General features: G+C 39.5%; 11 protein-coding genes. 3 read left to right on the top strand and 8 right to left on the bottom strand.

The genetic code is table 11. From position 1 onward, the window contains the following. Positions 1 to 38 precede the first annotated feature (38 nt). Positions 39 to 2,876 carry an outer membrane beta-barrel protein gene (locus QE382_RS02165; protein ID WP_307184494.1) on the bottom strand — a complete coding sequence of 946 codons (2,838 nt, stop codon included), beginning with the start codon at positions 2,874 to 2,876 and terminating at the stop codon, positions 39 to 41. Between the two features lie 261 nt (positions 2,877 to 3,137). On the opposite strand from QE382_RS02165, the gene rnhB reads away from it, so the two are divergent. After that, the gene (gene rnhB, locus QE382_RS02160; RefSeq protein WP_209582056.1) at positions 3,138 to 3,734 is read left to right on the top strand and encodes a ribonuclease HII; all 597 of its coding nucleotides are present in this window, start codon (positions 3,138 to 3,140) and stop codon (positions 3,732 to 3,734) included. A 30-nt stretch (positions 3,735 to 3,764) separates the two neighbouring features. On the opposite strand, the gene QE382_RS02155 is transcribed toward rnhB, so the two are convergent. The 7 genes from QE382_RS02155 to QE382_RS02125 form a co-directional block, all read right to left on the bottom strand. Next, positions 3,765 to 5,252, bottom strand: coding sequence for a YfhO family protein (locus QE382_RS02155; RefSeq protein WP_307184493.1), 1,488 nt, complete (start codon positions 5,250 to 5,252; stop codon positions 3,765 to 3,767). Further along, positions 5,230 to 6,246 carry a hypothetical protein gene (locus QE382_RS02150; RefSeq protein ID WP_307184492.1) on the bottom strand — a complete coding sequence of 339 codons (1,017 nt, stop codon included), beginning with the start codon at positions 6,244 to 6,246 and terminating at the stop codon, positions 5,230 to 5,232. Before QE382_RS02150 ends, QE382_RS02155 begins: the two co-directional genes overlap by 23 nt. A 323-nt stretch (positions 6,247 to 6,569) precedes the next feature. Beyond that, entirely contained in the window at positions 6,570 to 6,890 is a 321-nt protein-coding gene (locus QE382_RS02145; protein WP_209582059.1) for a YbjQ family protein, read from the bottom strand. Positions 6,891 to 6,893: 3 nt separating this feature from the next. Beyond that, positions 6,894 to 7,232, bottom strand: a complete 339-nt coding sequence (locus tag QE382_RS02140; protein WP_307184491.1) for a potassium channel family protein — start codon at positions 7,230 to 7,232, stop codon at positions 6,894 to 6,896. Beyond that, positions 7,186 to 7,581, bottom strand: a complete 396-nt coding sequence (locus tag QE382_RS02135; protein ID WP_307184490.1) for a potassium channel family protein — start codon at positions 7,579 to 7,581, stop codon at positions 7,186 to 7,188. The genes QE382_RS02140 and QE382_RS02135 overlap by 47 nt, the downstream gene beginning before the upstream one ends. A 126-nt stretch (positions 7,582 to 7,707) precedes the next feature. After that, entirely contained in the window at positions 7,708 to 9,498 is a 1,791-nt protein-coding gene (locus QE382_RS02130) for a TrkH family potassium uptake protein (RefSeq protein ID WP_307184489.1), read from the bottom strand. A 118-nt stretch (positions 9,499 to 9,616) separates the two neighbouring features. Beyond that, positions 9,617 to 11,512 (bottom strand): AsmA family protein, encoded by a 1,896-nt coding sequence (locus tag QE382_RS02125; protein WP_307184488.1) that lies wholly within the window; start codon positions 11,510 to 11,512, stop codon positions 9,617 to 9,619. A 95-nt stretch (positions 11,513 to 11,607) separates the two neighbouring features. Here QE382_RS02125 and QE382_RS02120 point away from each other — a divergent pair, with 95 nt between their 5' ends. Then, entirely contained in the window at positions 11,608 to 12,645 is a 1,038-nt protein-coding gene (locus QE382_RS02120) for a hypothetical protein (protein WP_307184487.1), read from the top strand. Further along, positions 12,611 to 15,058, top strand: coding sequence for a hypothetical protein (locus tag QE382_RS02115; RefSeq protein ID WP_307184486.1), 2,448 nt, complete (start codon positions 12,611 to 12,613; stop codon positions 15,056 to 15,058). Before QE382_RS02120 ends, QE382_RS02115 begins: the two co-directional genes overlap by 35 nt. The last annotated feature ends 87 nt before the right edge of the window (positions 15,059 to 15,145 follow it).

The following is a 15,145-nucleotide window of genomic DNA, read 5'->3' as shown; positions in this document are numbered from 1 at the left end:
AATCACTATGACCGTTTTTATATCTTATAGGAATCAGATTACATACGGGGAGGTCTCATCCCGCCCGGAAATCTGTTTTCTCCTTCTGGATTACCCATCGCAAATTTTTGGAATTTATAGGTAAACAGAATCATAAAATATCGTCCCAAACGGTTGGTACGGCTATCTGTAATCATCGATTCACTGAAGGTACGGGAGACATTCGTTTGCTGGTTTAATAAGTCAAACGCCTGTAGACGTACAGTCCCTCGTTGCTGACTTAAAAATTTCTGCTCCAGGTACGTATTTATGACAAAAGGATTTGCATTGATACCAGCACCATACCCATTATTGAACTGTTTAGATAGATCTGCTCCGAAAATGGTTGTTTTTGTAATATTGACCGAACCAATTAAGGTCGGCGTCCAGGACGAAACATTCGTATTGCGATTTGTCACTGAGTTTTCTGTATGATTTAATTGATAGCGAACGCCTGGATTAATTTCTAGGTTTTCCGAAGGGTTATATCTAAACATCAACCCCTGATTCAACACGATATTGCGTGCAACATTCTTTTGACCGATGTCATCATCTTTCTCCGTAGATACATATCCAATATTTTTGTTATAGGATATTCCCCCCATCAACATAATATTATATGTTTTTTCTTTTAAGGATTTCCCATAGTGGTAAAAAGAACTCACATTAAATGGTTTATCGCTTGTTTCATTAAGATAACGGGTCTCGGCAACTAAGGTTGAGTTTGTCTGACCTGTTTGATAATCGATTAAATCATCAAAATAGCTTTTGCTCAAACTTACAATCTTATTGTTGGTCAGCCCAGCATTTACAAAAGCGAAGAAATTGTTCCCTTTTTGAAAATCATTCTTACGAAATCTCACATTCAGTTGATGACTGAACTCCGGACTCAAATTTGCATTACCTATTACGATACTGGTCCGGTTTGTACTCATATCAAACGGCAAGATCTGGGTTACCGAAGGCTCATTAGGTGTTCCGGAATAATTGACGGTAATATTCGATTGCCTAGAAAACTTATATTCAAATCGCGCAATAGGCATCCAGTTCATGTTATTTCGACGAATTGGAACGACTAATCCCGAGCTGATAGCATCACCTCTCAATTGAGAAGGTTGAGCTGCAGCACCAATGGAATAGGTTATTTTATCACCACTATACAAATAGTTTGCCCCAACTTTATGTGTTGTAAAGGAGTAATCATAGTTATAATCAAAATTCAATTTGGGATCTTCTGCAATAAGTTTTTCAGCTCGATCAAACCCTTGTTGTTTATTCGAATTGTCATATTTATTTTTGTTGAAGTCATAGGTAAATTCGACTTTTCCCTTCTCAGAAACAGGTTCAGTATAATTCACCGAAGCCCCGCCATTCCAACTTTTATTATTTGCTTCCAGGATCGTTTTTTCATAAATTGAATCTAAAGGAGCATTTGCATTGTTGGGATCAGCCAATAGCCTGTCTAAGATTGCATTTTGATCTTTCGTTGTTTTTGCATTATTAAAGTTCATATTTACAAAGACATTACGCCCCTTATCGTTGAACTTATGGTTGTACAATCCACTAATACCGAATCTTGGTGCACTGGAATTGGCAAAAACATCTTGAACCTGCGAATTATTGAATGCTCCACTACGGTAAGTAAGCGAATTGGTACCTGTCGTTACATCGCTATTGTCATATCCAAACTGCGGTGAAATTTTGATATAATCCTTTGTAGTTGGCTTCCATTCGACATTAGCTTCAAAACGATGGCTATCGCCAATGGTGTTCGAGTTGGATGTTACACTGTCCGTCTGCATAATATTTGGCAATGTATTTTCCTGAAACCGTTGAGATAGCGTGGTATTATTGCTATGGCTAAAACTATAACTACCGTAAACTGTCAGTTTATCACTAAAGTCTTTACGGTAATTCAGTCCTATGGAGCCAATTTTAGTCAAACCGTCCGAACCGCCAAACATACCACCACCGCGGCGACCGCCACCACCTTGGCCACGACGCGCACCGCCACCCACGGTACTAAAATCAAATAATGGGGCATTGGTGTTATTTAAATTTCCCAATACAGAAATTTGTTCGCCTTCGCGCATACCCATCCACATCCCCGTAGCCTGGTAGCGATCTTCTGTCCCCACACCCGCCCGAAGTGTGGTCATATGACCTGTATTATATTTGGGGTCAATTTGAATATTCAATATCTTTTCTGAATCACCCGTTTTATTGCCGGTCACATTCGCCATATCACCATAATCGTCAATGACTTGCATTTTTTGAATAATATTGGCCGGCAGATTCTGCGTCGCAGTCTTAACATCCCCACCAAAAAAGTCCTTTCCATTAATACGAACGCGCTTGACGGATTCACCCTGTGCTGTGACATTACCATCTTTATCTACTTCGACCCCTTGTAACTTCTTCAAAGCATCCTCGGCGACAGCCCCATCGCGGAGCTTTAGATCTTTCATCGTATATTCGAGGGTATCACTTTTGACAACAACTGTAGGGACTCCATCAACCACCACTTCCTCCAGCATCTGCGAGTTCTGTTGTAGCGTTAAACTTGGAATAATGTGCTTTGATTCACCTTTAGGGATTGCAAATTCTTGCTCAAAACGTTCGAATCCAAGGTTGGAAACCGTGATTTTAAACGTATCGGCTTTAACTTTATCAAAGATGAAGATCCCCGCCATATTGGATCCTGTAGTCATGGAATCTAACTTTGATGTCAACTTCACCGTTGCACCTGCGACAATTCGATTCTTGTCGTCTTTCAACATACCTTGTACACTTTTCGTCTGGCCATAAACAGTCCACCCCATCAGCATACTAAACAAAAAAAGCATATAGCCTCTCATAATACGTATTTTTATATTGCTATAATTGATAACTTCTTGACTCTAAAACTATTGCCTAAGTTTATAAACCAATATGATCCAAAAAAGAAACACCTCTTTATTGTATGATTGAAATTATTACAATTCATAGTTTGGTGCTCCAAATTCTTACAAAAAAAGGGATTATTAGTGTTAATTAATGTAAATGGGCGATCTTCACACAGAAGTTACAATAGATAACTCTAAATTTATTTGTACTTTCGGCTATTTTAAAGACTGAACATGCTATTATCATATTATCAGGAAGAGTGGATAGAGGCTGGCTGTGACGAGGCGGGCCGCGGTTGTTTGGCAGGACCTGTTTTCGCTGCCGCGGTGATTTTCCCGACAGACTATCATCACGAGCTGCTTAATGATTCCAAACAACTAAGCGAGAAAAAAAGAATGGCACTACGGCCGATTATTGAACGTGAAGCCCTTGCTTATGCGGTTGCCAGTGTCTCAGCGGAAGAGATCGATCGCATAAATATTCACAATGCGAGCTACTTAGCCATGCACAAAGCTCTTGATCTCTTAAAGACAAAAGCGGAGTATATCATTGTCGATGGCAATAGGTTCATTCCTTATCAGCAAATTCCGCATACTTGTATTGTCAAGGGAGATGGCAAGTATCTATCCATCGCCGCAGCTTCAATTCTGGCTAAAACTTATCGCGATGAGTATATGAACAACATCGCATTAGCGTATCCAGATTACGACTGGCTCAACAACAAAGGGTATCCAACAATTAAGCACAGAACAGCTGTATTGGCACACGGCTCTACACCGCATCATAGAAAGAGCTTTAGAATAACCGATCCGCAGCTCAAATTATTCTAAAGCTCTAAAATGCTTAAAAAAGGAACAGCTTTAAACCGCTGTTTCCTTTTGATTTCGTTTAAACGTGAGATAAATCGCTGCTCCTATTCCTGCAACAAGAATGAAGGAGGAGATCAAAGTCAATAGATTCCCCATTTTGTGCGACTCTGGATCAAAGATGAATTCAACTTTATGATTACCTGCCGGCAACTGTAAGGCTCTCAGGATATAGTCTGCACGAATGATAGGCGTTTCCTTCCCATCCACATATGCTTTCCACCCTTTATCATAAAATACTTCCGAAAAGACAGCAAATGCATCATTTGCTGCAGTATATTCATATTGCATTTTATCTGGATGGTAAGACGTTAGTTTAATCTGCCCAGTTGTTGAAGCACTCGAAGTCTTCGCTTTAATTTCATTCTGATATTGTTGATTGACGAAAGCCTCTTTACGGGGATCAAAAGAACTGATTGCCTGCATTTCCTCTGCATTCCCTTTTACAAAATTTACCTTATCGACAAACCATGCATTTCCTGCTGCTGTGCTTCTTCTAACGATACGTTGGGACTGATTCTGAGGATCTGTCGTAATCAAATAACGTACGTTAAACATATCTAAAACATCTTCATTCAGAGCCCCATTAAATTGATTTTCTAAAATTTCCTGAAAGCGCATCAATTTTGCAGCATGATATCCCCCCAGCGATTTATGGAAATAAGAGGGTCGCGCATCCGAAAATGGATCAGACGTCAGATCAAGTACGCGATAACTTAAATCTTTATCCATTAATATCAATTGATCTACCTCACGTTGTTGGAATACCTGTTGTGCAGTAGTTCCTTTACCCATAAACGATTTATCATTTAAGAAACGTTTATCAATACTCCATAAATCAAACAGGAACAACACCAATAATGCCCCTAATAATATCCCCTCGCTTAACTTTTTCTTTAGAAATACCCATACAAAACCGAATGTTAATAGGATAATGAAAAAAGAACGATAGGCATCTTTGCTCGCAATATCTTTGCGGTCTAGCACTAACTGGTTTGCTAATTCTGTTGCAAAGGCTTTATCGCCTATATTATGCTCTAACATCTCAATTAGATTGCTATGTCCGGCGTTTCTAAAGTTTAAAAATAGATCGGGCATAATAGCAATCAACAAACAGAACCCACCGACTCCAATAAAGGTATACAGGACTTTTTTATCTAAGTTAGGGATTTCCTTCGCACGTATCAAAAGCTCGTTGACAGCCATAATTGCCATCATAGGCACCGTAATAGAAACCAAAACCAAGATGGATTCAACCGCCCTAAACTTATTATACATCGGGAAGTAATCAAAGAAAAGATCCGATACGAGTGTAAAATTTCTTCCAAATGAAAGCAACAATGCTAGAATGGTTGTTGCCAAAATCCACCACTTAAACCGGTCTTTGACAATAACGAGACCTAAAACAAATAGGAAAAAGATCCCAGCGCCAAAATACCATGGCCCTGAGGTAAAGCGCTTATCGCCCCAATAGGTTGGCATGCCTTCTGCAAACTGCCCCGCCTGGACTTCCGAGACCCCTCCTCTTTTCCATTAAAAACTTAGCCACATGTGACTTCTCGTTCAACTGCCCGCCAGTCGAACCGCCATAGGCATTAGGAATCAAAAAGGTAATCGTCTCACCAATTCCTTGGCTCCACTCATAAGCATACTCTTTATCAAGCCCTTTCTCTTTGGTATTGGCATTATCCACCTTTGTGATATTGGCATGTCCTCGGGTACTTAATTTACTATACTCCCAGGTAGGCAATAAAATAGAAGCATTGACCATCAAAGCAATGACAACTGCCAAAACCTGCCTCCCGGAGGCAATAAAAAACGCCTTCAGTTGATTTTGTTTCAGCGCATCTATGAATGTAAAAATCACATATACCATAAGGAGCATCAAAAGATAATAGGTCGTTTGCAAGTGGTTGACACGAATTTCAAGAGAAAGAAACAAGGCTAACAATACAGGTCCCCACAGCTTACTTCCGCGATAACACATAATGACCGCGGCGATAACAGGCGGAATAAATGCAATTGCATTTGCACGAGTGATGTGCCCGGCCTCAATATAGATAAAATTGTAGGACGTAAAAGCAATGGCTACAGCGCCAATCGCAGCCAGCCAGGGCTTGATGCGTAACACGCTAAAGAGAAAATAAGCTCCCAACAAATAAAACAGAACCGTATCCATTGGGCTCGGAAAGGCGAACTTAACGGCTTTTAAGAAATAGGTACCAATATTATTTTCATTTTCTTGCCAAATTTGATAGGTTGGCATCCCCCCGAACATGGAATTTGTCCACAAAGGCGCTTGTCCATCCTTCGCTTTAAAATCAAATAATTCCTTCTGCGCCGCTTGTGCTTGTACCACATCCGACTGGGCGAGTGTTTTACCTTGCCAAACAGGAGTAAAATAAAAAAATACCAGCACAATGAATATCGCTATAACAATCAAATGAGCCGAATTTGCCTTAAACCAATTTTTCATCCGTATAAATTTGTCTTTAAAGTTGATGAAGCTATCTAATTTATTCAACTTACGATATAACTGTCCATTCGTCGTTCATATTCCAATGTATGTATGAACGCATTACACGTGATTCTGATAAATCCAGATGATTTCATTTATCCTCTTAGGTTGTTTAAAAGTCTTAAAAGCCAAACTTAGATAAATTTGGCTTTATATACAATTATAATTATCGCGTAGATTGCTAACGAGATCGAGTTACACCCGCTATTAAAGCTGAATGCGCAATATGACTCCCTTTAATATCCCTAAACAGCCCTAACATTATTCAGGGCGCTGTGTAGTTAAGATCGCATTTTAACAGCTGTCCCAGTGGCTCCTACCATCATCATGCCCCCTGTTCCAACTGTTTGAAAATCCAGTCGCACTCCAACAACAGCATCTGCCCCCAACGCGCGTGCCCGGTCTTCAAGCTCACGTAGCGCCGCTTCTCGGGTCTCTTGAAAAGCGCGTTCATACGAATTGGATCTGCCACCAAAAAAATCACGAAATCCGGCCATCATGTCTTTTATCGCATTAGCACCTAAAACTACTTCGGAAGAGACAATTCCCAGATAACGTTCAATTTGGTGCCCTTCGATAGTACTTGTTGTTGTCAATAACATATTTTATTCTCCTTTTTGAATTAACTTATTAATATTGGATAGTTCGCCAAAAACAACCAAAATATCGCCTTCTTCCATCATAGTTTCGGATATTGCTATTCCCGAAGCCTCTTTTTGCTCTTTTGTCACGCCATCCTTTTTTACGTCTGTGATCTTGACCGTCGTCAGTACAATCACTTTGTATATGTTGGTCAAGTTCGCTTCACGCAATGTCATGCCCACATAACGGGCCGGCACTTTAGTTTCTACAATAGAATATTTATCCGAAACCTTGAACGAATCAACGATATCAATATTATCCAATCGCATGGCTAGTCGCTCGGCGGCTTCTTCTTCGGGCATAATATACTCGTTGATTTCCATTGCCTCCAGAACAGTTTTTTGAAGCTCTGAAACAATACGCCCCAATGATTCTTTTTACTTTCAATTGCTTTAAGAGCGCTACGGTCATAAGCGATGCTCCTTCATCTTCTCCGATAGCTACAATAACAGCATGCGCATCTTTAAGCGGTAATGACGAAACCGCTTCTCGATCGGTTGTATCTAAACAAACGGTGTGTGTTATCTTGTCCTTTAACTGTTCGACGATACTGAGCTTTCGGTCGGCTCCAATCACCTCGTGGCCAAGTTCAGTTAGGTGTACCCCCAAAGAACGTCCAAAGTGTCCCAATCCTAAAACAATATACTTCATATCCCAAACTAAAATAAATTTACTGTTATTTCCAAGCTATATTTCGACATACAGCTTCCTTTCAACCTATAGGCTAATTGCTGGGATAAGTTAATCAAAAGTTCGTCAAAACGCTTTTCAGTCTGATTAAAACAAGATCTTTTCTTCCGGAAATACAATATTTCTCCGCTTTGAATTTTTAATGAACGCGACCAACAAGGTTAGCATTCCCACCCGTCCAATGAGCATAGTTATAGCGATAATTAATTTACCACCCATACTTAATGATGCTGTGATTCCTAAACTTAACCCACAGGTAGTATAGGCCGATAGCGCCTCAAACAGTAATGCTTTCATACTCTTATCCGGATCCGTAAAAATCAAAGAGAAGCAGCTACATCCGACAACAAACAGGGAAAGCAGGATAATTGCAAATGCTTTATGAACAGATTCATTGGCTATCCGTCTTTTGAAAATCTCGATGTATTCCTTTCCTTTAGCCAACGATATAATATTCATCAGTGACACGGCCACTGTTGTTACTTTCACCCCACCTCCCGTCGATCCCGGAGAAGCTCCCACCCACATTAAAACCATAATGATAAAAACAGTAGGGGCAGTCACAAAACTCAGGTCGACACTATTGTATCCTGCTGAGCGTGCTGCATTAGCCATAAAAAAAGAAGTCGCCCATTCGCCTTCAAGCCCCTTTTCGAGAGAAAGTGTGTTTCCATGTTCCAAAAAATAAAAGAATAAAGTCGCTGCTACAATAATAACCGCGTTACATGCTAAGACCAACTTAGAATTGAAACTAAAATTCCAGGCTTTGTGTTTATAGCTTTTCTTTGTCACCCAGCGATGATAATAAAGCAGGATGGACTCTTTGATATAGGTGTAAAAATTTAATACAATTCCGAAGCCCAGTCCGCCAAGAATAAACAATGCGGACAAAGCCAATTGAAAAGGGTAGTTAAATTTATAGGCATCATTGGTAATTCCTCCTGATAGAATTGAAAAACCAGCATTGCAGAAAGAAGATATGGAATGAAAGGTAGAGAAGAAAACCATACTTCCCAAATTTGGAAAATTTGCACGATCTAAAGTACTGAAGATGAGTATTGCCCCAAGAAACTCGAACAATAATGTGATAAAGATCATTGTGAGTAATGTCTTAATCACCGAGGCAACCTTACTTTCGCCTAAGATTTCACCAAACATCAACTGGTTCTTATAGGAAAATCCCCCGGAAAAAAAATAGCCAAAAAAGCCTGTGAAGGTCATAATGCCCAATCCGCCCACCTGTATTAGAACAATCACCACTGTCTGCCCGAACATACTAAAATTAGTTGAAATGTCGGCAACGGACAGACCTGTGATACATACGGCACTCGTCGCCATAAACAATGCGTCGACGAAGGACAGCGGAGCTTCCATCGTGGTCCTTGGCAACATCAGCAGTACTGTTCCAATTAAGATTAGCACCAGGAAACTTATGACAAACAGTATGGTTGGATTAAAATAAAAATTATCAAAGAAAAGGGTACTTTTCGACAGTTCGGCAATGAAAATTAAGTAGATGCCCAAATAGATCCATTGTTCCCTGGAAAATACTGCGAGCGCTCCAAATCCCGAAAAACGTGCGATAAGAATAAATATAAAATAAGCGAGGATAACTATTCCCGAATAATGCTCCACGGCAATTTTTCGAAGCGCATAAATGGAGGACGATTCGCGCAGCGCAATCATAAAAAAGAGGATAAAAAAAAGATGATGGATCATTGTACCCAGCAACTCCCCGAGCACTTTGTCCGTGACATATCCCACATTAAAGAGGACTATCGCAGCGCACATCATGCTTGCATAAAACATGACTTTGTCCACAAGGCCATTTTTGTACTTGAAAACAAATCGAATAAAACTTAAAATCGAATCTATCATGATACCGTAAACTAGACAAATCTGCTAAAAAATGCAAATCTGTCTTCTATGCTTGCCATAGCCACTGAATTCTCCATTCAATCAGCGTTTACGAAAGCTTTTCACGTGAAACGGACGATCAATTATCTGTACCTTCTTTTTCAAGTTCTTTTTCAGCCTTTTCACGATTACGCTTTCGTTTCTCTTCAATCTTTGCAGCCGCTTTGGCATCATCTTCCTTCTCTTCCTTCAGGAGCTCTTCAGGAGTTTTGTGTTTTTTAAATATACTTGAAATCATCTTTTTCGCCTTGCTCACTCCACTCACTACTTTTTCAACCTTTCCAGCGGTATTCATCAATTTGGCCTCACGCTCTGGGCCAAGACCGACACATTGTTTGATCCCAACCAATAACGTCTGCCATAATGCTTTAAAAAACGGATGATTCGGGTCGCGCCGCTTATTAATATGCCCGACCGTATATTTTCCATACAAATCAGGGTTACTGGGATTAAACAGAACCTGATTAATCATAAAAGAAAGCAGGCCTTTCTTTTCACGCCGCCCGTCGTCGCCGACTTCAGTCAGTATATTTACCTTGAGGTCGTCATAATCCATTTTAAATGTTCCTTTGCTCCGATAATCAGTGGCAAAAATGTCAAAACTAATCTGCTTTAGATTTCCAGATTTGACTTCAACATTCAACAATGGGCGAATCATCTTGTTTATTACAGGTAGATCCATCTTTCCAAGCGTTCCCTTGTAGGTGTAAGCGCCCACTTTGGATGTCATATCAAATACAAAGTTGGCATTTAGCCTACCTGCATTCATAAAATTACTATGCAGATTTGCACGCATCAGCTTCTGCTTTTTTAGTTTTGTGGAGTCATTTGTGATATTAGATATTGTACCATAAGTATGATCGAATGTAATTGTACCGATCTGACTGTATTCATCGCTCATTTCGGAATACGAAATACCCATATTTTCGAGGATTAATGAATCAATTCCCATTCGTGTTGATAGCTTCATCAACTTCATGTGCGGAGCATGTCCAATATGGCTGGTGGGCGCGCTTTTATAATGCTTGTCACTATAAATCGAAAGTGTTCCATTCTTCACAAGCGCATGCTTTGTGTATACTTTTTTATCGCGCGAAAGTGCTGCAAAATTGAAGCCTGTCAGGAGCAAGGTGTCCATTTTTAATACCATATAACTTCCTCCTTCACCTTTCTTCCTGTAATAGGCAGCTTTATTCAATGTTGGCTGATAAGCAACTTTTGTTAACAGCACATTCCGGCTTTTACTATTAATTTTCAACTGATCAAAGTTCACCTTGTAAAAGCCATCGGGAGTTTTATACGTAAAACCAGGTACTTGAATATCCACCATTTTACTGTGATAAAAGCGTTGGCTGTCTTGTTCGGAGGTCGAATCTATTAATACATCATCTATTCGGACCATTACCTTTTTGATCTCAAAATCCTGATGAACACCCTTTTGAACCTGAGTATATTTAAAATCAATATTATTGAGGTTAACCGCCTCCACTTGAATTTTTTTAAGATTGTCTTTTATCTTTTCGTAAAGCGGCTTTTTGGGCCCGCTGCTGACTGTGTCATTGTAGCTATGAACCTCATTGATCACATGGATCTTTGGCGTCTCCACTGTAATATCATGTAAGAAAAGCTCCTTGTCCATCAAAACCCTCCGGATGCCAAAGCTTTTTATTTTTAATCTATTTACAGCGACCTCAAAACGATTGTCGGGCGCTTTTTGTGCCAGTACGAGTTTCCTATAAACTGTACTATCTGGAACGAGATGTAAATTATCTATTGTTACATTGCCAAGGACTAAATTGACATGGATATCGTCGTATTGTATGGAATACAGACTGTCTGTTGCCTGTGACACCAATTGTTTGAGTTTTGTGTCCAAAAGTGGCTTCCACTTGTGGCTAAAATACCAAATACCGCCAGCCAAAACCAACAGGATAAATGCTATAACACCAAGGATCCATTTTAAAATAGGCTTCATAAAGTCATAATCTCTTCGTAATTTCGTCTTTATTTTATTGAATAACAAACAAAATTAATCCCATTTTGTTTGACATACAACTAAATAAAGCAAATATGCTGCGTAAAACACAACTATTTTTATTTCTTTTACTATTCACATCACTTTTTTTCATATGCTGCTCTAAAACATCGCATGAGACAGGTTTCTATTTCTGGAAGACTGTATTTCAGTTAGATACTGTAGAAAATCGATCTCTAGAAGAGATTAAAGCGCAATCTATTTATGTGAGAATAATGGATATTGACTTTGATCCTTCGGGTGTACAGGCCGTTCCTATTAGCCCAATTACCTTTACCCAAACCGTACCAAAAGAGCTGCAGGTAATCCCCGTAGTCTTTGTCAATCAGCGTATTTTTACGGAAATGGATAGTCTTCAGATTAGGGGATTGGCTAATAAGATTGTACCATTTATTGTAGCGAAAATAAAACAGGCAGGAAAGGAGAATTTTAAGGAACTCCAATTGGATTGCGATTGGACAAAAACTTCGCGTGATAAATTCTTTTATCTTCTCAATTACCTACAGCAGCTACCCGCATTGAAAGACATTCTTGTAAGTTCAACATTAAGATTACATCAAGTAAAAAACATAGTCACGAGTGGAGTCCCCCCTGTCCGGAAAGTAATGTTGATGTGTTATAATATGGGAAATCTGAGACAATTTGGCCCTCAGAATTCCATTATAAACCAAAAAGATCTGAAAACCTATCTCAGCGGAACATTACACAAATATCCTATTGAGACGGACATTGCTTTACCCTTATTTCAATGGTTTGTAGTCTTTAGAAATAATAATTACATCGGCATTTCAAAACATATCAGTGAAGAAGAGATAAAAGACGCTTCCTTATTCACCCATAACCCGAATACCAACCTTTATATTTTAACAAAAGACCTTCCTAAAGCCAATCTCAAAAAAGATGATATCATCCGATTTGAGTCCGTAAATCAGGAAGATCTCTTACAAACGGCAAAATTTTTGAAGGGGGAATTAAAAGGAAAAGAACATCGAATTATTTTTTATCATTTAGATCAAGCTACACTAGCAAACCATAGCAATGCCGAATTACAAAAAATTATTGCTGCTTTCTAGCACAACACTTGCTTTCTTCTTCGGAGAGATAGCAACTAATATCGCATGCGGTCCAGAAATAGACCCTTATGATAATCAAACGACCTATTACTTGCCGCATCTTGAGGACAATGGATTTTCGGCTTTTCAATTTATACCGTACCAATTTCTCTATAGTGATGAAGAGCCCGTTAAAGAAAGCTTGATTAATGCAGAGGCTTGGGTTAAGCATCTTGGATCGGCAGTAAAAGTTAGTGATGTCGAACAACTGATGTATAAGAGTAATACTGAAACGGCCAATTTGGCGAGCAATCAACAGAAATCTACTTGGTCAAACTTACCAGATTCTGTTCGTGGAAACACCTTCTTAAAGACGTTGATTGATGGAAAACATGAGGCAGAGCGGGCTTATTTTATATTTACCAAAAAACAGGAGCCTATTACTAATATACAACATAGTTATTGGGATCCTGATACACGAAATTTTAAAGAAATTATACAATTTGCCGAACTTGCCGAGCAGCAGATCGCCAAATACCCAAAAAATAGTTTCCTCTATATCCGCTACGCTTATCAGGCAGCCCGTTTATACCTATTTGGGCAAGAATATACCAAAAGTATGACCACCTATGAGAAGTATCTGCAGCCTGTAAAAGGGAACGATGCCATTCTCAATTGGGCACTGTCGAATTATGCCGGTGCTGTGCGAAAAAATGGTGATGGAGCAAAAGCTGCATACCTCTTTTCTAAACTCTTTACCATGAGTCCCGAACGACGTATATTGGCTTACTCCAATTTCCATTATATCCCTGCGAGTGATGCCGAGATTTTTCAATACGCCAAAAATGATGCAGACAAATTCAATATTAACGCCATTATAGGCTTCGGCAATAGCGGTCGTGCCCTGAAATATTTAAGCGAATGTTATCAGCTTGACCCAGCAAATACCATAAATGCAGTTTTACTAGGTCGCGAAGTCAACAAAATAGAAGCTGAAATGAACGAGTCTTTTTATCTCAATAGAGATAGCTATACCTATTATTCAAGAAATGAGGACAAAGGGGGCGCCAAAAAATACCTGGATTCTGTTCGCACATTTGCCTTGCAGCTCTATCGTGATAAAAAATATGTGCAACCGCAATTAGGACTTATCACCGCAGCATACTTAAGCTGGATAAATAAGGAAAACACCTTGGCAAAGGAATATCTTTCAGAAATTAAAGAATCCGAGCTTAACTCCAAATTGGTTGACCAGCTTCAAATTACTCGTTTACTGACCCAACTGACCGACTGGCAAAATAGCAAGCAACTGGATGAGATCAAGTTGACCCAAACATTGACCTGGTTGGAAGAGAAGGCCAAACTTGACGGTAAAAATGACACTAAAGAACCAAGATGGAATTATAATGCTTTTGAACACAGCAACTATAGCTTAATATGCCGCAATATCTTACAGAACCTCGTGGTAAAACATTACTTGAATACTCAGGATACGGCCATGGCAAGCTTGGCAGCAGTGAAAGCTGACATCTTTTACAACTATGGTTTTGCGCAGGATTCACTGGAGGAAAATATGCAATGGTCAACCATGCATTTCTGGGAAAATAGCTTAACGCCCAAAACGTTACTAAAGATCAGAAATTTGCTCACAGATAACGGCCAGCAGCAGACCTTATCCAAATTTTTGCTAAAAGATATCAAGCATTTCAATCGAGACTATCTCACAGAATTATTAGGGACGACGTATTTGCGCGAACTTGACTTTCAGAAAGCCGCTAAAACCCTAGCAGGGCTACCTAAAGATCATAAGGAAATGGAAATTAAGAATTGGTATAGCGAGGAGCAAGAAGACCTCAAGCCCAATCCGTTTATTGTCACTATAAATGATTACCCCAAAAAATATGGCAAAGAGTCCACCACTAAGCTAAAATATGCCGAACGCATGGCACGCTTGGAAAATGCCCTAAAAACGGAAAAGAACAACCAGAAAAAAGCCGAATATTATTTCCAAATGGCAACAGGAATCTACCAAACAAGTACCTATGGAAATGCATGGTCGATGGTGTCTTATGAATGGTCGTCTATAGATAATCACGCAGCTTCTACACTGCACTGGCAACGGAATTACCTGCAAACGAAATCAGCAAAAGAATGGTACAGCAAGGCCCGTTCGCTCAGTACAGATAGGGATTTCAAAGCTAAATGCACTTTTATGCTCGCCAAATGTGAGCAGAAGGATTTTGTTTATACCAGTGAGTCCCGTTGGCAATACTACGACTCACCTTTAAAGAATCCATTCTATCGCTTTGCGATGCAAAATAAATATTTCAAGGAATTGGGAGCACAATACAAAGACACACCATTCTTTACGATCGCTTCGAGGGAGTGCACCTATCTTCGTGACTTTTTAAATTTAACCCAAGCGATACGCTAGGCATTTGTATTAGAATTCAATCACATGAATAGAAATTGCTTCCCATGTATGGAGTGTTCCCAAAACGTTAGCCACTTTTTGGGAACA

Source organism: Sphingobacterium zeae (assembly GCF_030818895.1).
Classification (GTDB): domain Bacteria; phylum Bacteroidota; class Bacteroidia; order Sphingobacteriales; family Sphingobacteriaceae; genus Sphingobacterium; species Sphingobacterium zeae.
This window is presented reverse-complemented; position numbering and strand designations above follow the sequence as displayed.

Bases quoted from the DNA above. Each gene is read 5' to 3' on its own strand.
- QE382_RS02165 (WP_307184494.1), bottom strand. From the start codon at position 2,876: ATGAGAGGCTATATGCTTTTTTTGTTTAGTATGCTGATGGGGTGGACT.
- rnhB (WP_209582056.1), top strand. From the start codon at position 3,138: ATGCTATTATCATATTATCAGGAAGAGTGGATAGAGGCTGGCTGTGAC.
- QE382_RS02155 (WP_307184493.1), bottom strand. From the start codon at position 5,252: ATGCCAACCTATTGGGGCGATAAGCGCTTTACCTCAGGGCCATGGTAT.
- QE382_RS02150 (WP_307184492.1), bottom strand. From the start codon at position 6,246: ATGAAAAATTGGTTTAAGGCAAATTCGGCTCATTTGATTGTTATAGCG.
- QE382_RS02145 (WP_209582059.1), bottom strand. From the start codon at position 6,890: ATGTTATTGACAACAACAAGTACTATCGAAGGGCACCAAATTGAACGT.
- QE382_RS02140 (WP_307184491.1), bottom strand. From the start codon at position 7,232: ATGCCCGAAGAAGAAGCCGCCGAGCGACTAGCCATGCGATTGGATAAT.
- QE382_RS02135 (WP_307184490.1), bottom strand. From the start codon at position 7,581: ATGAAGTATATTGTTTTAGGATTGGGACACTTTGGACGTTCTTTGGGG.
- QE382_RS02130 (WP_307184489.1), bottom strand. From the start codon at position 9,498: ATGATAGATTCGATTTTAAGTTTTATTCGATTTGTTTTCAAGTACAAA.
- QE382_RS02125 (WP_307184488.1), bottom strand. From the start codon at position 11,512: ATGAAGCCTATTTTAAAATGGATCCTTGGTGTTATAGCATTTATCCTG.
- QE382_RS02120 (WP_307184487.1), top strand. From the start codon at position 11,608: ATGCTGCGTAAAACACAACTATTTTTATTTCTTTTACTATTCACATCA.
- QE382_RS02115 (WP_307184486.1), top strand. From the start codon at position 12,611: ATGCCGAATTACAAAAAATTATTGCTGCTTTCTAGCACAACACTTGCT.